Source organism: Nocardioidaceae bacterium (genome assembly GCA_018672315.1).
Taxonomy (GTDB): Bacteria; Actinomycetota; Actinomycetes; order Propionibacteriales; family Nocardioidaceae; genus TYQ2.
Window position 1 is genome coordinate 1,972,913 of sequence record CP076053.1, and the last position, 18,656, is coordinate 1,991,568.

General features: G+C 61.8%; 16 protein-coding genes. 3 read left to right on the forward strand and 13 right to left on the reverse strand.

All coding sequences use genetic code 11. The features are described 5' to 3' along the window. Positions 1-6: 6 nt before the first annotated feature. Complete coding sequence (locus KLP28_09470) at positions 7-948, reverse strand: Brp/Blh family beta-carotene 15,15'-dioxygenase (protein ID QWC83865.1); 942 nt, start codon at positions 946-948, stop codon at positions 7-9. Between the two features lie 81 nt (positions 949-1,029). Beyond that, entirely contained in the window at positions 1,030-1,974 is a 945-nt protein-coding gene (locus KLP28_09475; protein QWC83866.1) for a bacteriorhodopsin, read from the reverse strand. A gap of 771 nt (positions 1,975-2,745) precedes the next feature. Here KLP28_09475 and KLP28_09480 point away from each other — a divergent pair. After that, the gene (locus KLP28_09480; GenBank protein ID QWC83867.1) at positions 2,746-3,552 is read left to right on the forward strand and encodes a hypothetical protein; all 807 of its coding nucleotides are present in this window, start codon (positions 2,746-2,748) and stop codon (positions 3,550-3,552) included. A gap of 152 nt (positions 3,553-3,704) precedes the next feature. On the opposite strand, the gene KLP28_09485 is transcribed toward KLP28_09480, so the two are convergent. From KLP28_09485 to cysD, 9 genes are all read right to left on the reverse strand, one after another. Beyond that, on the reverse strand, positions 3,705-4,445 hold the full coding sequence (locus tag KLP28_09485; protein ID QWC83868.1) for a class I SAM-dependent methyltransferase: 741 nt from the start codon (positions 4,443-4,445) through the stop codon (positions 3,705-3,707). Positions 4,446-5,776: 1,331 nt separating this feature from the next. Further along, positions 5,777-7,054, reverse strand: a complete 1,278-nt coding sequence (locus tag KLP28_09490; GenBank protein QWC83869.1) for a hypothetical protein — start codon at positions 7,052-7,054, stop codon at positions 5,777-5,779. A gap of 8 nt (positions 7,055-7,062) precedes the next feature. Then, positions 7,063-8,403: an O-antigen ligase family protein gene (locus KLP28_09495; GenBank protein QWC83870.1), complete on the reverse strand. Its 1,341-nt coding sequence runs from the start codon at positions 8,401-8,403 to the stop codon at positions 7,063-7,065. Next, a complete protein-coding gene (locus tag KLP28_09500; GenBank protein QWC83871.1) occupies positions 8,400-8,981 on the reverse strand; it encodes a glycosyltransferase in 582 nt (193 codons plus the stop codon). Before KLP28_09500 ends, KLP28_09495 begins: the two co-directional genes overlap by 4 nt. A gap of 380 nt (positions 8,982-9,361) precedes the next feature. Next, positions 9,362-10,147 carry a WecB/TagA/CpsF family glycosyltransferase gene (locus KLP28_09505; protein ID QWC83872.1) on the reverse strand — a complete coding sequence of 262 codons (786 nt, stop codon included), beginning with the start codon at positions 10,145-10,147 and terminating at the stop codon, positions 9,362-9,364. Further along, positions 10,144-10,674 (reverse strand): glycosyltransferase family 4 protein, encoded by a 531-nt coding sequence (locus tag KLP28_09510; GenBank protein ID QWC83873.1) that lies wholly within the window; start codon positions 10,672-10,674, stop codon positions 10,144-10,146. Before KLP28_09510 ends, KLP28_09505 begins: the two co-directional genes overlap by 4 nt. A 560-nt stretch (positions 10,675-11,234) precedes the next feature. Beyond that, on the reverse strand, positions 11,235-12,182 hold the full coding sequence (locus tag KLP28_09515; protein ID QWC83874.1) for an NAD-dependent epimerase/dehydratase family protein: 948 nt from the start codon (positions 12,180-12,182) through the stop codon (positions 11,235-11,237). A gap of 62 nt (positions 12,183-12,244) precedes the next feature. Beyond that, positions 12,245-13,486, reverse strand: coding sequence for a 50S ribosome-binding GTPase (locus KLP28_09520; GenBank protein ID QWC83875.1), 1,242 nt, complete (start codon positions 13,484-13,486; stop codon positions 12,245-12,247). Further along, positions 13,486-14,400: a sulfate adenylyltransferase subunit CysD gene (gene cysD, locus KLP28_09525; protein QWC83876.1), complete on the reverse strand. Its 915-nt coding sequence runs from the start codon at positions 14,398-14,400 to the stop codon at positions 13,486-13,488. Before cysD ends, KLP28_09520 begins: the two co-directional genes overlap by 1 nt. A gap of 113 nt (positions 14,401-14,513) precedes the next feature. On the opposite strand from cysD, the gene KLP28_09530 reads away from it, so the two are divergent. Both KLP28_09530 and KLP28_09535 read left to right on the forward strand, forming a co-directional pair. Continuing rightward, positions 14,514-15,827 (forward strand): UDP-glucose/GDP-mannose dehydrogenase family protein, encoded by a 1,314-nt coding sequence (locus tag KLP28_09530; GenBank protein ID QWC83877.1) that lies wholly within the window; start codon positions 14,514-14,516, stop codon positions 15,825-15,827. Positions 15,828-15,870: 43 nt separating this feature from the next. Next, positions 15,871-16,254 carry a phosphomannose isomerase type II C-terminal cupin domain gene (locus KLP28_09535; protein QWC83878.1) on the forward strand — a complete coding sequence of 128 codons (384 nt, stop codon included), beginning with the start codon at positions 15,871-15,873 and terminating at the stop codon, positions 16,252-16,254. 23 nt (positions 16,255-16,277) lie between these two features. On the opposite strand, the gene KLP28_09540 is transcribed toward KLP28_09535, so the two are convergent. Beyond that, positions 16,278-17,282 carry a sulfite exporter TauE/SafE family protein gene (locus KLP28_09540; protein QWC86904.1) on the reverse strand — a complete coding sequence of 335 codons (1,005 nt, stop codon included), beginning with the start codon at positions 17,280-17,282 and terminating at the stop codon, positions 16,278-16,280. Between the two features lie 5 nt (positions 17,283-17,287). Further along, positions 17,288-18,556: an adenylyl-sulfate kinase gene (gene cysC / locus KLP28_09545; protein QWC83879.1), complete on the reverse strand. Its 1,269-nt coding sequence runs from the start codon at positions 18,554-18,556 to the stop codon at positions 17,288-17,290. Positions 18,557-18,656 lie beyond the last annotated feature (100 nt).

An 18,656-nucleotide genomic window follows, 5' to 3' on the forward strand; every position in this document is an offset into this window, starting at 1 on the left:
GAAGCGCTAGCTGAGCCGCGAGACTCTCGTCCGGTCCAGCCACGCCACCACGAGCCCGTGCGGCACGGTCAGCGCGGTGACGAGCCAGATCTGCTCGCGCAGCACGGAGGCGAGTCCGGCGTCCCCGGCCAGCCGCACCAGCACGACCAGCGCGACGACCGCCCCGGCGGTGGCCGCGGCCGCCGCGAGGCACAGCGGCAGCAGGGGGCGTCTCGCGTACGCCGCGTCGCGCCTCAGCAACGCCAGGTGGCGCGGCGAGTGCCACGCCGCCAGGTACACCGCGATCGTCACGACCGGTGGCGCGAGCAGCGCGCACGCAGTGAGCAGCGCGAGCTCGGTGGCCGGCCCTCGGCGTCCCGTACGCCAGGCGTACGCGGCCAGCCCTGCGCCGGCGACTGCGATCAGCACGGCAGCCCCACCCGCCGCGATCATCAGAAGTCGACCGTCGGCGCCCAGGGGAGGGGAGTCCCGCCACGCGGGGACGACCTGGAGGATCCACGACGCGGACTGTCCCGGGTGCGCGACCAACGGCAGCACCACGACGACGAGTCCGCTGATCAGTCCAGCGCTAGCGCCCCAGGCGCGGGGGAGCGGGGCGCCGGTCTCCCGGTGGAAGGTGACCTCCCCGGCCCCGAAGTGCGCGACCGACAGCACCACCAGCAGGGTGAGCCCGAGCAGGGGGACGCTGCGGGAGACGGTCCAGATCAGGGCGGCGAGGGTGGCATACGCGAGGCCGAGCCCGGCGTACGTGCCCCAGGTCAGCCGCAGCGAACGCAGGTACGGCGCCGCCGCGTCGGCCGCGCCGTGCGGCAGCGTGACCAGCAGGGCGAGCAGCACGAGCGGGAGCTCGAGGGGTGCCCAGCCGGCGGTGCCGCCGTCGAGAAAGAGGTGGCTGAGGGCCGCGGCGAGCGCCGTGGCGCCCACCGCGGCCCGTGACAGCCACGTCACGGACGCCAAGCCGGTGGTCGAGGTGCGAGGCGCTAGCCGAGCCGCGAGACCCCGACCTGACGTCGTGACAGTCACGATCCGTCAGCGCCGACCGGAGGTGGTCTGACCGACGCGCCCGTGCCCGTTGGCCTCCGCAGCCGCACCACGCGCACCCGCACCGAGCAGCTCCGCGGGCGTGGCCAGCTCGAAGTTAATCCACACCGGTCCGTCGAAGGAGGACGTGCCGGCAGCGAGGTCGTCAGCCGTACGCAGCTTGGCGACCTTGTGGATCAGCATCCCGAAGCCGACCTTCGCGATGACGTCGGCGGTGGAGAAGGCGAACTGCATCGTGGTGGTCCACGCACCGGAGGCGAAGAACACCGGGATCAGGTAGACGATCGGGTAGACGAGGAACGTCACCAGCAGCACCGCGGTCGCGAGCCCGTACGTACGCCCGGCCTCGGCGCCCATCGACGCCATCGAGGTGCGTACGGCCGGCAGCAGCGCCACGTAGAGGTAGACGAAGAAGACCATGCTGATGCCCCACCACAGCCACAGGTAGGCGGTGCTGCCGCCCTGGTCGAAGACCTGGGTGCCGAGGTAGCCGGTGACGATCATGGCGATGGCGGCACCGATGGAGGTGGCGCGGACGGCGCTGAGCTTGCGTCCGACCAGGGTGGACACGGCGAGCAGCTCGGCGACGAGGATCGGGACGGTGACCGTCCAGTCCATGTAGCGCGCCGAGATCGAGAACGCGGCGTCGGCGTTGGGACGGTAGAGGCCGTCGGTGAGCGTGTAGCCCCTGTCGACCTTCGTGAACAGCACGAGGTACGACAGCGCGGCGACGCCGCAGATGATCATGCTGGCGGTGACGGCGGGGCGGTACTTCGTCGCGACCTCCCCGCGGCTGCTGGCGGAGTAGAGGAAGCCGGCGACGAGCGCGAAGCCCGCGACGACGACGGCGTAGGTGATGAGGTCGTACTGACCGGGCGTGAGCGCCTGCGTCTCCGGTGGTGCCGCGGCGCTGACGAGCGTGCTGGGACTCATGGGATCTGTCTCTCGTACGGGAATGCTTGCGTACGACAAGTTCCCGTACGTCGGGTGGTGTGCTCTCGTCCGAAAGGCTGAAACGCGCCAGCGGTCGTGCTTGCCGCGTCCCCTGCTTGTGGAGGTCGTGTGCTGGACGAGCACCTCGTCGCCTCCCGGGGCCCAGCGCGGCCGTTGCCTGAGTAGACTCCGGCCGCACGGGAGGCACAACCGACGCTGCGCTGCTGGCGATCCGTCCGGCGACTTAACCGGGGGAGACCACGCGGCTGCTCTTAAGAGACGGCCGCACCGATCAGTCCCGACGCCTCGCGGTCTTCCCGACCCGTCGGTGGGGAGGTCATGAGGAGTCGACCTCGTACGGATCTTCCAGCGGCCTCCCCCTGTGCACCGGGATCGGCGAGTTGCACCGCCACCTGCCCCCTCCTTGTTGGCACCAAAAAGCTGATCTTCGTTGTCCAGCGAGCGGCCCATTGCGAGGATCGAGCGTCGAGGTTTCGTCATCGGCGAGCTTCGTGGTCGAAGTCCCTACGGTTGAGCTTCGCCCGAACGCCAACCTGGCGTGATGACCTCCATCGTGAGAGCTTGGAACCTTCTATGTCGGATCTGATTCCGTAGAGTGTGCTGCTGCGGCCACCACCTATCTTGTTGGTCACGAAGAGCAAAGGACGATGCATGGCCTCTCAGAAGCGCTTCCGATCTCTGAATCGCGTACTCCAGTATCTCTCGGATGAGAATTATATCCGGCTCCACTATTTCAGAAGGTTCGGAAAGATGCCTGATCTGGAGAAGCCAGAGACTTACAATGAGAAACTTCAGTGGCTGAAGTTGAATTATCGACCCCCGGGAAGAGCTACTTGGGTCGACAAATACGCCGTCAAGGAGAAGGTCGCACGTATCGTAGGGCAAGAACATGTGATTCCGACGTTGGCCGTGTTCGCGTCTGCGGCCGATATAGATTTTCAGATGCTACCAAGTTCGTTTGTTCTTAAGTGCACCCATGACTCGGGTGGAGTGATTGCTGTCCGAGAGAAGAATGAAGCGGATGTGAAGGCGATTCGACGCAGGATGGCCGCGGCTTTGCGTCAGGATTTCTACCGCGTTGCACGGGAGCCAGAATATATGGACGTCGAGCCTCGTATAATCGCGGAACCGTTCCTGGAGGATAGCCGACAGGGGCAACTGCGCGACTACAAGTTCTTTTGTTTCGATGGAGAAGTCAAAGCGATGTTCGTTGCGTCAGACCGATTGTCTGGAGATACAAAGTTTGATTACTTCGACCGGGACTTCAATTCGCTCGATATAAGGCAAGCCTATCCGAGATCGCAGACTGCGCCGCCAAAGCCGCTGGCATTTGACCAGATGCTGATGATATCTGAGAAGTTGTCCGCCGGCCATCCGCACATAAGAGTTGATTTGTACGAAATCGACGGTAGAGTCTATTTCGGCGAGTTGACATTCTACCATTTCGCGGGTTTCGTACCTTTTTGCCCGCCAGAAACTGACAAAGAGTGGGGGACATGGCTTGACCTACCAAACGCTGTTAATCCCGCGAGGAAGGGCCGCGTAGGGCGGCGCTAGAAAGGACAAATTCTCCGAAAGTCTTTGCCCGCAGCTTCATGATGCTGCCATCGAGTTACTGTTGAATACAAACCAAACATTCTAGCTCATGAGCCAGCCTGAGAAACGGCGCAAATAAAGCGTCCCTTCTCAGGCATGCTTCGACACGAAATTCAATGCGACAGGCGGGGCTTCTGGAAGATTCCGGCTACGGAAACACCGAGCCGCCGGACTCGCGTCTGCTCTAGACGATCAACTACTGGCTTGATATACCGACGGCCATTCTTCCAGCGATCGAACGGGGGCATAACGAAATCTATTCCGATCTCGATGAAGCCCTCCGACAAGACCTCGCGCCTCAACGTCCGCGCCGTGTAAATTCGCGCTTGAGCCCACTTCCTATGCAGCGGTGGGACCCAAGGTAGACCGGGGAGCCTGCGGCCGGGAAACCTCTTACCTGCGACGTGCACCATGTGAGTCTCGAAGGGAAAGCCTCTATTGGGAACGGTAACGAGAAAGACTCCGCCCGGCCGAAGGACACGCAGAACCTCGCGAACGGTCGCTCCGACGTCTGAAACGTGTTCAAGGACCTCGATGCACGTCACCGCATCGAAGTGATCGTCCGGGAATGGAAGACTCTCGCCGACGCCCTCGTGGAGTGTGATCTTCTCTCGCGACTTTTCGGGCATGGATCGTCGGAACAACTCGAGGTGCTCGGCCGTCGGATCGACCGCATCCACGTGGTTGTATCGCTTGGCCAGCTCGACGGTGTAGGCCCCATTGCCGCAGCCGAGGTCGAGAAGTGCGCCTCCGGAAAGATCCCAATGCCGCTCGAAGGCAGCGAGTCGTTTGTAGACGCCGCTAGCGCCTAAATCGATCGGCTGCCCAACCTCTGGCCGCTCGTTTGCTCTCATACCGAGAATTCTTTCACGTAGACTCGCGATGCGCTAGCAGGATCGCGTGCCTAAAGAGGAGGCATCCGTAGCCTGAGCACAGCCGCCGCGCCGCGACATACTCTCCCGTCACGCGGGCGGACCGGTTTCAAGTCCGCGTAGGACGTTGATGACGCGACAGCCGTGAAAAAGACGCGCTGGGTAGTGGGTCCTGGGATGATCGTTGGTGCCCTCCCGCCGCCGTGGATGGTGACGACCTCCGCAGTATCGCCTAGGGCGGCGACCTCGGTCGGGGCGCCCTCTCGGAAGACAGCGGCGGCAGTCCCGCCCCGACAAGTCGCAGCGCAGCGCCTAGTTCCAGAGAAGGGAATATTCATTACGGGTGTGTGACGCTCTATCGTCTTCTAGGCCCGCTCGATGAACTTGGTCGATCAGGTCGTGCGGCTGTGCTCCCATTAGGCGGCGGTGGAGGGCCGCAACTCGGGCTTCGCAGCGTCCAGTAGCGACTTGAGCGTGGGAAAGCGGACGCGAACTCATCGAAAGTCTGCTCCGGCGGCACCGGGCACCCTGACACGACCGGCTCAGCGCAACAACGAGGCGGGCGTGTTGATCGGAGATCACCAGCCGCACCTTGGACTGTCCCATCTTCGGTGTGAGCAGCAGGCACCATCATGGTCGTGCAGTGGTCAGTCGTTGGCTGGCATGCGGTCGGCAAAGGTGATCGCCAACGCGTTGAGGCATTCTCTCAGCGCACGGTCCATCGTGTCCCACCGGCGCCCCTAGGGTCCGTAGTCCTTGTCGCCATGTGAAAGGCACTCCATAGTGGCCGCCTCGGTCGGGAAGTGCCGGCGGGCGTTCGCCGCTCGGCGGAAGCGAGTTCAGCGACTCGATCGCGTTCGTCGAGCACAGCACCTTGCGGATCCAGGGGTCGTAGTCGAAGAACGGCGTGACTGCAGCTAGGCGTCGCGCCACAACTGGCTGATGTCGAGGTAGGTCCTGCCTACCCACTTCTCCTCGCAAACGCCGCCCAACTGGTCTCGTGCGAGGGGGCGCCGTCGATGCGTCGCAGGTCGCCCGAGATCTGCTGTCAGTACTCCTTTGACGCATACCGGAAGGTCGGGCGGAGCAAATAGATGGCAAGCTCTGGACTCGTGTGCGAGTACCACTGTCTCTTGCTTCGTCGTCAAAGGAGCTAGAGACGCAAAACTCGCAAGTCTTTCGAACAGTCGGCACTTTCGCGGCATATCTTGGCACGATCGGGAAAGCGCCGCTTTCGCAGCGGCAGGCCCCAATCGCCGACTGCGGAAATCAGGAATGCGACACTAGTAGAGGCCCGCGGTCTCCATTGGCGTCTACGGCAACAACTCGGGATGTTTAACCCGAATCTGCAGCAACGCAAAGCGCGACACGGCGACGCTGCTGGCGACGACTGCAAGAATCTGACCAAACACGAAAGACAGGACGACTGCTGCATCGTTGTAGGCGAGAAGAAAGAAGCCTGCAGCAGCTGTGCCAATGAGAAAGACCGAGGGAACGACTATAAGCCCTCGTGTCCATCCGGCAAAAAGAGTAATCCGCGATTGCCAGAAAACTAGGCTATTGACCGGCACCGCAAGAAGGGCGAAGAGCCCGAGAACAGAGCCCCGCCTCAGGTTATCCGGAAGGCCGTCTGGTGAGAAAAGCAAAGTTACCCAGAGTGCTGTCATAGCGAGGCAGGTCCACGCAGCCGACTCCCAAAACAATTTCCGACGCTCTTCCCGAAACAACGACGAAATACTGCCTCCAAAAGTTTGAGCCACCATCTTCGGGAATCGCCCCACGGAAGGCATCGTGACGGCGGCACTGACAACCTGGTTTACAGCTATGAAGATGCGGAGCGCAAACTCGCCGATCGACACCAGGCCAGGTGGACCTAGGGCCAGTAGAGATCGAATTAAGGTGAACGGGCTCTGTCCGATAAGACCGCTAGCTACTTGGGAGGGCAGGCTGTGAAGCTCGATGAACATAGGCACTGCATCTAAACTCTTGCCAACGTGCAGTCGCCTGCTCGCACCGAGAAGAAAAAAGAGTCGCACAACTTCGCCAGCTAAGTAGGCGCCACACAGCGCGACATATGAGGGGACTAGCAATGCAACGGCTACGGAAAATACCCCTCGAAAAAAATTCGAGAACAGCACTACATTGTACGCTTCCGACGCAATTAGTACAGCGCCGTAGCTACTAGCGACGCAAGCTACGACCGGTACTGTTAGAAGGAGCGTCGAACCGAACGCAAGAGACGCCGTGAAGGTGGCGTCGTATAGGGATAAATGCACGACTGCCGCGATTGCAGCCGTGGGCAGGGCCACAACAGAGCCGAGCACCAGCGAGATACGCAACGACCTTTTGTAGAAGTCGCTGGAGAAGTCCCCGAACCTACCGATGTGGAACGAAAGGTTAGCGAGGGTAAGCCCCTCGTACGGATGCGCGGTTATTGCAGCACCAAGCTGAGCGGCCGACAGCAGAAGGAAAAACTGGTCTGAAACCGACGGTCGATCTACTAGCAGCAAAGCCGGCGCAAGCGCGAAGCCCGGCAAGCTGGAAACAACGACAACGAGTACTCTAAAACCACGCGTAAGGACGGCCCTCATAGTCAGGCCTAGCGGACAGAATGCTTCGTCAGTACGTTAGGAGAGTCGGGGCCGGCCGCATAATCGTGGCGAGCCAGGTTAAAAGCCACCGCAACTGCTATCCACGCAACGCCCAGACGGAAGCCATTGCTGGCGGAGAATTGGACCACCAGACTCATTGTGATGGCAAAAGGGACTGTTCCAGCACCGCGAAGCGCAACCGCGGCGACGAACAGCGAAAGTGCGAACAAAATGCTGAATGCTAGGCCGATCAGGCCCAAATCATACAGATGCGTGAAGAAAAAGTTTGTGGAGCCAGCGCCTGAGTTAAGTTCGCCGCCCCCAGCATAGAGTTGTCGAACGGACGGGTCTTGCGACACCGGCTCAAGACTACCGACGCCGTGACCGACCCAAGCACTGTCCGACCAATTGTCAAAAACGTAGCGTTGGATGCCGTTACGAGAGGCATACGACCCCCCATCCGCCAGTGAAGATGGGTTCGACAATTGCAGGATCAAGGCGAAACGAGATTTGATCGACTCTGGCACGAAGGGATAGGCAACGACTATGGCAGAGAAGAGTGTCACGGTTGCCAACAGGAGGCGCGCAATGTTCCTACGAAACTGCTCCTCATTTTTGGATGTGAAAAAAGAGAAAAGCATCGCGGCAAAGTAAGCGACGAGGGTCGCCACGATAGCGGCTCGTGAAAACGTCATGACTAAAACAAATAAGCTCAACAGCACCCAAACTCTGCGGCGCCGGAGATGTTGACTACTAAAAGACATCATCAAAAATAAGATTGATGCATTCAAAGCGGCCCAAACCGGCTCGGCAGTGAGTCCAGTGGGTCTTGCCCACGGGATACCTACGTTTCGCCAGACACCGAAGTCGTAACCTCCTAGGGAGAGGAGAACTTGCATGCAGCTGATCGAGACGGAGATCTGTAGACCCGTCAATAGAGCGAGGTACGGAAGCCGAGCGCGTTTGAGGTCTGCAAAGCAAGAGATTGTGACTAGCATCCAGACGAATAGAAAAATTTGGCCGAACGCAACTACTAGCGTGACGTCGCGCGCCTCGGACCAACCGGCACTGGCCAGACTCATTATTGTCAAGAGACCTAGCCAGATCACTGGTTGGCGCGACACGTTCGAGCGGCCGCCTCGGAAGATCTTCATCCAGTGAAGAAAAATGCCCGCTGCGGCGAACAGCATGTATAGCCGAATCTGCTGACCCGCCACATCCACGCCCAAGGCGTCGAGAGGAACCAGCGCGACGGATACAATGAGAAGTTTAGGGGGCCTATCTCCCGCATAGGCTCCGTCAGGTGCGCTCTCATTATTGACGCCAGGCGCATTGCTGATGAGTTTCATGAGACAGTGGTGTGAAGTGCTTGGAAGTCCTGCCTCATGTGCCAGATCGAGTAATTGTTGACTTTTGGCAGTCTCTGCGGCCCCTCGCTGGCCGCAGAGCGAAGACAGTCGACCATGGTCGCTGTGTCTTGCGGCTCAAAGAACGCCTTCACGATCTCTCCGCCGACCTCGCGGTAAGCGGGAATGTTAGACACGAAAGCCGGCACTCCCAGCGCGGCAGCTTCAGCAACTGGGAGACCGAATCCCTCGTAGAGCGACGCCGAAAAAAAAGCAAGAGCTGATTCGAACATCCACCGGAGTTGTCCATCAGACAGACCATGCATCCAGACTACTCCTACGGGCGGAGGGCCATCCCACGCTTTTCTGCCCACGACCACAAGATCAATCTCTTTGGAAAGCCCCGACTCGTCATAGGCTTTCACTAGCGACGAAAGATTTTTACGCGGCTCAAGTGTTCCCACGGTCAGAAAGAACGGCCGGGCCGTCTGAACCGGTTCAGGCTGGACACTGTCGATTAAGACGCTATTCCGAACGAGTTCTACATCGCAGTGAAAGAAGTCGGCCACTTCCGCTTGCATGGTTCGAGATACTGTAACCAACCGGTCTTCGCGTCTAATGGCCGCCTCAACGCGCGGCTTATAGTAGCGGAGGCCTAGCCTTGACGCAGTTTCGGGAAACTTCCACCATGTCAAATCATGTATTGTCACGCAGCGCCGTCGTTGTGGACGATCGATGATCGGAGGATAGGTCGGATAATGGACGGCATCGTAATCACGCGCAGCGAGGGGGAGTGACCACAAGTCGCTCTTCAAGCGCTGCGCAACGGAGGACGCAGAAGCCGAGAAACAAGTGACCGAGTCCATCTGTTCAACCGCCAGTCGGAGGTTTCGTGCGTAGCGCTCCCAACCCGTAGTTCTCTGCAGAGTTACGGAACGACAATCGAGAAGCACAGAGACTGTCACCCGGACCCCCGTATCAATCCTCGAAATACTAGCAAAAGAAAGTAAGGCGCCGAGCGGGCGTAGCGGCCCACTAGGCGTCGCGGCGCGCGAACAAGACGGAAGAGCCACTCTAAGCCGAGGTGACGAAAGATTTTGGGAGCACGACGATCGTAGCCGGCTGCAAATTCGACTGATGCCCCGACGAGGAGAACCACACCATGCTCGATTGCGGGCAATAACCGCAAGGCGAAGCGCTCTTGTTGTGGCACGCCCAGTCCAACGATTATGAAGTCGGGCCTCGCGTCTGCAACCCGTTCGCACAGAGCAGCCACTCGCTGTCTATCCACGAGTTCCTCGCGGGGAGCCGGCTCAGAAGGTAGAGCTTCTACACCGATGGCCATACTGAGGTGTCGTGCTGCAAGATGCGCTGCATCTTTCTTGCCGCCGACTACCAGAACGCGAGCACCGCGCGGTAACCGGTAGATCATGTCGGCACCCGTCGTCCGTGATACTGCTCGGCGAGCGCATCTATCTCGATGCAACAGCTGCATCGCGAGCACAACCGGCCACCCGTCTGGAGTGGCGAGGTCGGCACGAGCATATGCGGCGCGAAGATCTGGGCTTCGTCGCGCTTGATGGAAGTGCGCAATATTGGGTGTGACCACCAACTGGGGAGGTGACCGCCGAATCAGATTGAGGTCGTTGAACGCGGTTTGACACTCTTGAAGGTTTGTTAAGCTAACCTTCAGGCCACCAAAAGGTACAGTGACGGCAGGAAATACGACGCTCTCGCTATTCGTCATTGTTCTGACCGTCTGACTGCGCCAAGGATCTGGTCGGCGTACTTTTTTGCTTGTGCTGCCGGGTCGTAATCCGATCTAGCCTTCTCTCGGCCTCTGGAGGATAGCTGAATCCGCGTTGACTCAGACGTCATAAATTTGAGAGTCTCGGCTAAGCTAATAACGTCGCCTGAGATGTATTTGAGACCGTCTTCCCCATTTGTGACAAACTCCGCAGCGCCACCTTCGTCAGGCACGATCACCGGGACGCCAGCGGCCTGAGCCTCGGCCACAATCCTGCCTGAAGGTTCACGAGGATTGCAGACGATAACAGCGTCTATCCCATCAAAAACTCTATCGCTGGGAACGCGAGACTGAATTTTGAACCTATCTCCTAAGAGACTTTCGCCCATTTCAAGGACCTGCCTGTAATACCCTGAGTCACCGTATGAAGGCGTGCCGCGAACAACCAGAGTGTGGGCTTCGCTCGCAGCGGCCACCCCTCGGATCGCGTCCTCAATGCGCTTCTCAGGGTCGATTCGACCGAGCACGCCTATGGTGAGGCACTCGTGAGAATGGAAAAGTGGCCTTGCGGCAGGCAGGGGTATCGGGCGATAGACGACGGTTCGACTCCTCGAATGAGAGATGTTCATGGCGACGAACTCGCTGACACATATAGATAGGTCGCAAAATCGACTCAGGCGAACAATCTTTCCAAGTCTTTGAGAGGGGTGGGGTGCGTCATGCAGATCGATAATGAGGACCTGATTTGATGTAGGCCTCAATAGTTTGTTTAGAACGAGGGCCGGCAGCACGAACAAGTCGAACGCGACTATTGTATTGGCTCGCCGATGCGTGAGCAGTTGCAGCAATAAGATCAAATTCATGCGCAAGTGACCTGTGGGGCGACGATAGATGCGCGCTTCGCGACCCACGCGGTTACGCCACATGTCCGCAAGTCGCTGATTGCAGGTCAACAAGAGCGGATCAATTTGATGTGGCGTAATTTCTTCGGCGAGAGCCAGGAGACTATGTTCTCCGCCCCACATCTGTTCCGACGACGAGACGAAGAGTGTTTCGACGGAACGACTGCCCGGTTGTCGCGAGGACGTCAACACGAGCGCCGCGCGGCTTCGATCTGTTGGCGCAAACCGAGCTCTATGCCTATCTGGGGAGACCAGAGAAGCATGTCCTGAGCTCTGCTGTTACTACCCCCAGTTCGGCTTACATCACCGGGGACAGGATCGACGCGGTTAACGCGAAGTGTTTCTCCCGTGATGGCGGCGATGATGTCGAGGGTGTCGTTGACTGAGATGGAAGTCGCGCCGCAGATATTGAATACTGACCCAGCTTCGACGTTCTCTCGAGTTGCAGCCAGTATGTTCGCCTCGACCGCATCATCAACATAAGTGAAGTCACGAACTTGTTTCCCGGATCCGTAAATATCTATGGTTTCACCATAAAGTGCGGCGCGTACAAACCTAGAAAATGCCATGTCGGGCCTTTGTCCAGGTCCGTAGACCGTAAAGTATCGGAGAGAAACGGTAGGCAACTGAAAGTTCGAGCCATAAAGCGATGCTAAGTGTTCGGCGGCTAGTTTTGTCACTCCATAGGGGCTGTGGGGCGCTGTGTAATCTGTCTCTAGCGCTGGGAAAGAGGCTCGCTCACCGTAGACAGAGGAACTAGATGAATTCACGAATCTTTGAAGTTGAGGCAGAGACATGGCTAGTTCGAGGAGATTCTGCGTAGCCCTGATGTTGTCGTTGACGTACGGGAGGAATGACTTTCCCCAGGAGAGTCTGACGCCCGGCTGGCCCGCCAGATGGAAGATGTGTGTCACCCCCGATGTCAGGTCTTTCTCGGTAAGTCGACTGACGTCTACATCACTGAAGTCAAAGTGTTCTAGCGTCGAAAGTTCCTGAATTCGGCTGCGCTTGAGTTCGGGGTTGTAGTAATCCGCGAAGTTATCTATCCCTTGGACGTCCCACCCGAGGTGCAGTAGTCGATGGCAAAGCGCACTACCAATAAAGCCTGCCGCGCCTGTTACTACTGCCTTCATGCGGCTCTCCTTGTGTCAGATCTTTGCTACTGATTACGTTCCAATTACGAAGAAGGCGTTCGCTACAAAATCATTCCGGCGCCGACCGTTACTCCTGTGGCTTCATTAATCAGGATGAAGGAGCCCGTGGTTCGATTCTTGGCGTACTCGTCTGCGAGCAGTGGCGCAGTCGTCCGAAGCTGCACCCGTCCGATCTCGTTCAGGCCGAGATTGTTTGCATCCTGGTCGCGGTGAAGGCTGTTGACGTCTAGGCGGTACTGCAGGTTCTTGATGAGTGCGCGGCCCGTGCGCGTTGTGTGCTTGATCGCGAGCTTGTCGCGCACCTTCATAGCGTCCTTGTGCATCCAGCAGACCATGGCGTCAATGTCTTGCGTCGGCGTCGGGGCATTCTTCTCTCGGCAGATCATGTCGCCGCGAGAGACGTCGACGTCGTCAGCGAGGCTGACAGTGACCGACATGGGCGGGAACGCCTCGCTGATCTCTTTGCCGTCGAGCTCTATCTTGCTGATCGTGCTGGTCATGCCGCTCGGCAGCACCTGCACTTCGTCACCGGGCTTCATCACGCCGCCGGCCACTTGGCCTGCGTAGCCGCGATAGTCGTGATACTCGTCGCTGTGCGGACGGATGACGTACTGCACGGGAAAGCGCGAATCAATCAGCTCACGGTCTGAGGCGACGTGCACGTTCTCGAGGTGGTGCAGGAGCGAGGTGCCCTGGTACCAGTCCATGTTCTCACTGCGGTTGACGACGTTGTCGCCCTTCAATGCCGAGATCGGGATGATCTCAAGGTCTGGGATCGACAGCTTGGTGGCGAACTGGGTGAACTCGTCCGCGATCTTGCGGTAGGAATCCTCGGAGTAGCCGACGAGATCCATCTTGTTTACGGCAAGCACCAGGTGCGGCACGCGCAGCAGGCTCAGCAGCACCGCGTGGCGACGCGACTGCTCGGTGAGGCCCTGACGCGCGTCGACGAGCACCAAGCCAAGGTCGGCGGTGGAGGCGCCGGTGACCATGTTGCGCGTGTACTGCACGTGGCCGGGGGTGTCCGCGATGATGAACTTGCGCTTGGGGGTCGCAAAGTAGCGGTATGCGACGTCGATCGTGATGCCCTGCTCGCGCTCGGAGCGCAGTCCGTCGGTCAGTAGGGAGAGATCGGTGTAGTCGAAGCCCTTGGCCTTCGATGAGGTCTCCACGGACTCGAGCTGGTCGGCCATGACGGCCTTGGAGTCGATGAGAAGCCGACCGATGAGGGTGGACTTGCCGTCGTCGACGGAGCCGGCGGTGGCGAAGCGGAGGAGGTCCATTAGAAGTAGCCTTCCTTCTTCCGGTCCTCCATGGCGGACTCGGAGAACTTGTCGTCACCGCGGGTCGCGCCGCGCTCGGTGATCGTGGCGACCGCGACCTCGTCGCGGATCTTGTCGTAGGTGTCGGCGTCGGACTCGACACAACCAGTGAGGGTCATGTCGCCGACGGTGCGGAAGCGCATCGTCTTGGTGACGGGCTCCTCGCCCTCCTTCGGCTGGAGGTACTCACTGACCGAGAGCCACATGCCGCTGCGCTGGAAGACGGTGCGCTGGTGGGCAAAGTAGATCTCCGGGATGTCGATCTCCTCGCGGGCGATGTAGTCCCAGATGTCGAGCTCGGTCCAGTTGCTCAGCGGGAAGATACGCATGTGCTCACCCTCGTGCAGGCGGCCGTTGTAGAGGTTCCACAGTTCGGGTCGTTGATTCTTCGGGTCCCACTGGCCGAAGTCGTCACGGTGTGAGTAGACCCGCTCCTTGGCCCGGGCCTTCTCCTCGTCGCGCCGGCCACCGCCGAAGGCAGCGGTGTAGCCCTGGGTCTCGATGGCGTTGAGCAGGGTGCCGATCTGGAGCCGGTTGCGCGGCGTCTTGCCGTCGTCGACGACGATGCCGTCGGCGATCGCCTGCTCGACGGAGGCGATGTGCAGGTTCAGGCCCAATCGGTCGACCCAGCGGTCGCGGCAGGCCAGCACCTCCGGGAAGTCGTATCCCGTGTCCACCTGCAGGACCGGGAACGGGATCTTCGCGGGATAGAAGGCCTTACGCGCGAGCTCGAGCATGCAGATCGAGTCCTTGCCGCCGGAGAACATCAGCACCGGCTTCTCGAACTCGGCCGCGACCTCGCGGAAGATGAAGATCGACTCCGCCTCCAGCTGGTCGAGCTGGGATAGCCGGTAGTCGGCGTGGGTGTCCGTCATGGAACTGATCGGCCTCTCCTCGGTGGTTGCCGCGCGCCACTCTAGCGTCGCCTGAGCCGTGGGATGGCCCACGGTCTCAGCACGTCGGGCCTGGGTTCGCTTACTCTCGCCACATGCGAATCTCGGTGTTCGGCTGCGGCTACCTCGGTGCCGTGCATGCAGCGTCCATGGCGAGCCTCGGCCACGAGGTCGTCGGCGTCGATGTTCTGCCGGCTCATGTGGAAGCCCTCAGTAGAGGGGAGGCGCCGTTCTTCGAGCCCGGTCTACCGGAACTCTTGCTTGAGGCTCAGGCTACAGGGCGCCTAGCGTTCACGACCGACGCCGCCGAGGCAAAGGGCTGCGACATCCACTTCGTCTGCGTCGGCACTCCCCAGCGTAAGGGCGAGAACGCAGCAGACATGCAGTACGTCGACGCTGCGGTGGAGGCCATCGGCCCTCTGCTGCGTGCCGGCGACGTGGTCGTCGGCAAGTCGACTGTGCCCGTCGGCACCGCCGAGCGCCTGCTCGGGCAGATCCATGTGTCGAATCCAGAGGCCACCTTGATCTGGAACCCCGAGTTCCTGCGAGAAGGTCATGCCGTGAACGACACACTGCGACCCGATCGACTGGTCTACGGCCTCCCCGAAGGTGATGCCGGTCCCACCGCCGCGACTAAACTCGACGAGGTCTACTCGACGATGCTGGAGCGAGAGACCCCCAAGATCGAGACCGACTACGCGACGGCCCAGCTGGTGAAGGTCGCCGCTAATTCGTTCCTCGCCACGAAGATCTCCTTTATCAACGCCATGGCTGAGCTATGTGAGGTCTCCGGCGGAGACGTCGTCGCGCTGGCTAACGCCATCGGGCACGACGACCGCATCGGACGAAAGTTTCTCAACGCCGGTCTCGGGTTCGGCGGCGGATGCCTGCCCAAGGACATCCGCGCTTTCATGGCGCGCGCAGGCGAGCTCGGCGCCGACCAGACGCTCACGTTCCTTCGTGAGGTAGACGCCATCAACATGCGGCGCCGTGTGCGCATGGTCGACCTGGCGCGAGAGATGTGCGGGGGCTCCATCGCGAAGCGTCGGCTCGCCGTGCTCGGAGCCGCGTTCAAGCCGCACAGCGACGATGTCAGGGACTCACCCGCCCTCAGTGTCGCCGCCCAGCTTCAGCTTCAAGGCGCCGATGTCGTCGTCACCGACCCGGAGGCGAACGCCAATGCGGCGGCGAAGTGGCCGGACCTGACGTTCGTCGACAGCGCAGAGGAAGCCGTCCAAGACGCTGAGGTCGTGCTCGTGCTGACCGAATGGCCGCAGTTCGTCGACGCCGACCCGCATGCACTTAAGACGCTGGTGGCTCGACCTGCCGTGCTGGACGGACGCAACTGCCTCGACGCCGATCGTTGGCGCGGGGCGGGCTGGACATACCGCGCGCTCGGCCGTCCGTAGATCACTGTTCTTGCCGACCCTCGAACTCGAAGGAAAACGCCTCATGTCGCTCTACTCGGAAGACCGCCCCTGGGGCTCCTGGCACGTCATCGACGACGGACAGGGCTACAAGGTCAAGCGCATCCATGTGCACTCCGGCCATCGGCTCAGTTACCAGACGCACAAGCACCGGTCAGAGCACTGGGTAATCATCTTCGGCATCTGCACCGCGGTGATCGACGGCGAAGAAGTCGTCGCGGGTCCCGGTGAGTCCATCGATGTCGCCACGGGCCAGGCTCACCGCATCATGAACAACCACGCCGAGGAGCTCGTCATCCTCGAGGTCCAGCACGGTGCGTACACCGGCGAGGACGACATCTGTCGGCTCGAGGACGACTACGGTCGTCAGGCCGAGGACGGCCAAGGGCACGCCGTCACCGCGAAGTAGCGCCGCTCCAACGCCACGGTGCCTCAGTGGTGCGACCGGGCTCGTTTCTTGTGCCACTGGTCGTTCTCGAGCTCATAGACATACGGCGCGCCCATCATGGGCAGCCCCTCGCTCTTGCGGATGAACCCCCACACGAGCGGCACGAGGATGACCATGGCGATGCCGACGTACGCGGCGATGAAGGGGTCGAAGTCCCCGGCCTCGTCGACCAGGGGCGGGAAGCCTGCCTTGCCGAGCAGGGCGACGCCGGAGGCGGTCAGCACGACGACGATGCCGCGGCGGATGATCGACTGGGGCACCTTGGGGGCGATCTTCGCGCCGAGCAGGGTGCCGGGGATCGATCCGATGAGCAGCGGGATGAGCACGCCGAAGTCGAGTCCGGTGAGGTAGATGTTGCTGATCGCCGCGGCCAGCACGAGCGGCACGGCCTGCACGAGGTCGGTGCCGACGAGCCGCACGGCGTTGAGGCCGGGGTAGAGCGTGAGCAGCGCGATCATGATGACTGACCCGGAGCCGACGCTGGTGATGCCGACGAGCAGTCCGCCGAGCATCCCGACGAGCAGGGTGGGGATGGGGCGGACGGGCGGGTTCTCGTCGGTGTCGGGGTTGCCGCGGCGTACGCGGCGCAGGTTGATGTAGAGCCGCAGGGCGTAGGTGCCGGCGGCGAAGAAAAGCGCGAAGCCGATGGCGTACTGCAGCACGGTGTTGACCGCGTCGGTGTCGTCGGTCAGGGCGCGCACGAGGAACGGTCCGATCAGCGCCATCGGGATCGACCCGAGCATCAGCCACTTGGCGATCTGCAGGTTCGGGGAGCCCTGGCGGGCGTGCACGATCGCGCCGCCGGACTTGCTCACCGCCGCGGCGGTGAGGTCGGCCGTCACAACAGTGGCGGCGTCGCCGACGCCGAGGAAGATCAGCGCCGGGGTCATCAGCGCGCCGCCGCCCATGCCGGTCAGCCCGACGACGATGCCGACGAGGAACCCGGCGATCACGATGCCCAGGGAGGCCTGGGTCAACAGCTCGGAGATGTCCATCAGCTCAGGTGCCCTTCTCGGCGCAGCACGGTGAGCACCTCGTCGAGGCAGTCCTCGATGGTGCGGTCGGTGGTGTCCAGACGCAGGGTGGGGGCGTCCGGCTCCTCGTACGGGCTGGAGATGCCCGTGAACTCAGGGATCTCCCCGCGTCGCGCCTTGGCGTACAGGCCCTTGCGGTCCCGCCGCTCGCACTCCTCCAGCGGCGTCGCCACGTGGATCAACACGAACGCGCCGCCGGCCTCGGTGACCATCTGGCGTACGGCCTCGCGGGTCTCCGCGAAGGGCGCGATCGGCGAGACGATCGCGAGCCCGTGGTGGCGCGCGATCTCCGCGGCCACCCACCCGATGCGGCGGATGTTGGTCTCGCGGTCGGCCTTGGAGAACGTCAGTCCGGCCGAGAGGTTGCGGCGCACGACGTCGCCGTCCAGCGAGGTCACGGTGCGCTCGCCGCGCTCGAGCACGTGGTCGAGCAGCGCCCGGGCGATCGTGGACTTTCCCGAGCCGCTGAGGCCCGTGAAGAACACGACAAGGCCCTGCTCGCCGGGGGCGGGGGCATCGGCGTCCACGACGTCGGCGATCGCGTCGGGCAGCGCGCCGCGGCCGGGCACCGCGAGCACGGGCCCTTCGGCGTACGCGTCGACGACCCGCTCGCCGAGCATGCGGTCGGCCTCGGGGTGTCCGGGACCGCGCGAAGCCAGGGGAGCGACGACGACGTCGACGGTGACGCCGTCGCGGGCCAGCAGGTCAGCAGCGGTGCGCGTCGCGCGGATCAGGCCGACGGGGGAGAGGCCCTCGGGGGTGCCGTGGCCGGCGAGGGCGAGCAGCAGCACGCCCTTGTCGGAGCGTTCGCGGCAGATGGTGGCGAGGTCGCTCTCGGTCAGGGCGCCGGCAACGGGGACGATGGTGCGACCGGCGTACTGGCCCGTCGTCTGGCCGGGGGTCAGGTAGAGGCGCCGGAAGGGTCCGTACGCCGCCTTCGCCCGCTTGGTGGCCGGGCCCTCGACCAGCACGCCGCCGGCCGGGCCGGCGTCGGTCAGGTGCGTGGCGGTGACGTCGACGTGCGCCAACGGGAGGCCCTCGGGGTCGACGAGCTCGATCGCGCCAACGGCGTTGACCTGCCCGGCGACGTCCGCGGGGACGGTGAGCGTGACCGACCCGCTGGGACCCTCGAAGCCGTCGAGGCCCAGGGCGCCGTTGAGGATCAGCTCGAGGTCGTCCAGCTCGCGCGGGGACGGGCAGTGCTGGGGGACGGGTGGAGCCTCAGACATGCGCCCGATGCTCCCATAGTGCAGTGAGTCGATCGGCATTGATGGGCGGCGCGGCGGCTGGTCGGTGGCTGGGCGGTCGCCGCTGTGTGTCGACCAGGTG

Excerpts from the sequence above, each read along its gene's own strand:
- KLP28_09515 (QWC83874.1), bottom strand. The coding sequence starts at position 12,182 with ATGAAGGCAGTAGTAACAGGCGCGGCAGGCTTTATTGGTAGTGCGCTT.
- cysD (QWC83876.1), bottom strand. The coding sequence starts at position 14,400 with ATGACGGACACCCACGCCGACTACCGGCTATCCCAGCTCGACCAGCTG.
- cysC (QWC83879.1), bottom strand. The coding sequence starts at position 18,556 with ATGTCTGAGGCTCCACCCGTCCCCCAGCACTGCCCGTCCCCGCGCGAG.
- KLP28_09530 (QWC83877.1), top strand. The coding sequence starts at position 14,514 with ATGCGAATCTCGGTGTTCGGCTGCGGCTACCTCGGTGCCGTGCATGCA.
- KLP28_09475 (QWC83866.1), bottom strand. The coding sequence starts at position 1,974 with ATGAGTCCCAGCACGCTCGTCAGCGCCGCGGCACCACCGGAGACGCAG.
- KLP28_09535 (QWC83878.1), top strand. The coding sequence starts at position 15,871 with ATGTCGCTCTACTCGGAAGACCGCCCCTGGGGCTCCTGGCACGTCATC.
- KLP28_09495 (QWC83870.1), bottom strand. The coding sequence starts at position 8,403 with ATGAAACTCATCAGCAATGCGCCTGGCGTCAATAATGAGAGCGCACCT.
- KLP28_09490 (QWC83869.1), bottom strand. The coding sequence starts at position 7,054 with ATGAGGGCCGTCCTTACGCGTGGTTTTAGAGTACTCGTTGTCGTTGTT.
- KLP28_09485 (QWC83868.1), bottom strand. The coding sequence starts at position 4,445 with ATGAGAGCAAACGAGCGGCCAGAGGTTGGGCAGCCGATCGATTTAGGC.
- KLP28_09505 (QWC83872.1), bottom strand. The coding sequence starts at position 10,147 with ATGACGAATAGCGAGAGCGTCGTATTTCCTGCCGTCACTGTACCTTTT.
- KLP28_09520 (QWC83875.1), bottom strand. The coding sequence starts at position 13,486 with ATGGACCTCCTCCGCTTCGCCACCGCCGGCTCCGTCGACGACGGCAAG.
- KLP28_09480 (QWC83867.1), top strand. The coding sequence starts at position 2,746 with ATGCCTGATCTGGAGAAGCCAGAGACTTACAATGAGAAACTTCAGTGG.
- KLP28_09500 (QWC83871.1), bottom strand. The coding sequence starts at position 8,981 with ATGCAAGCGGAAGTGGCCGACTTCTTTCACTGCGATGTAGAACTCGTT.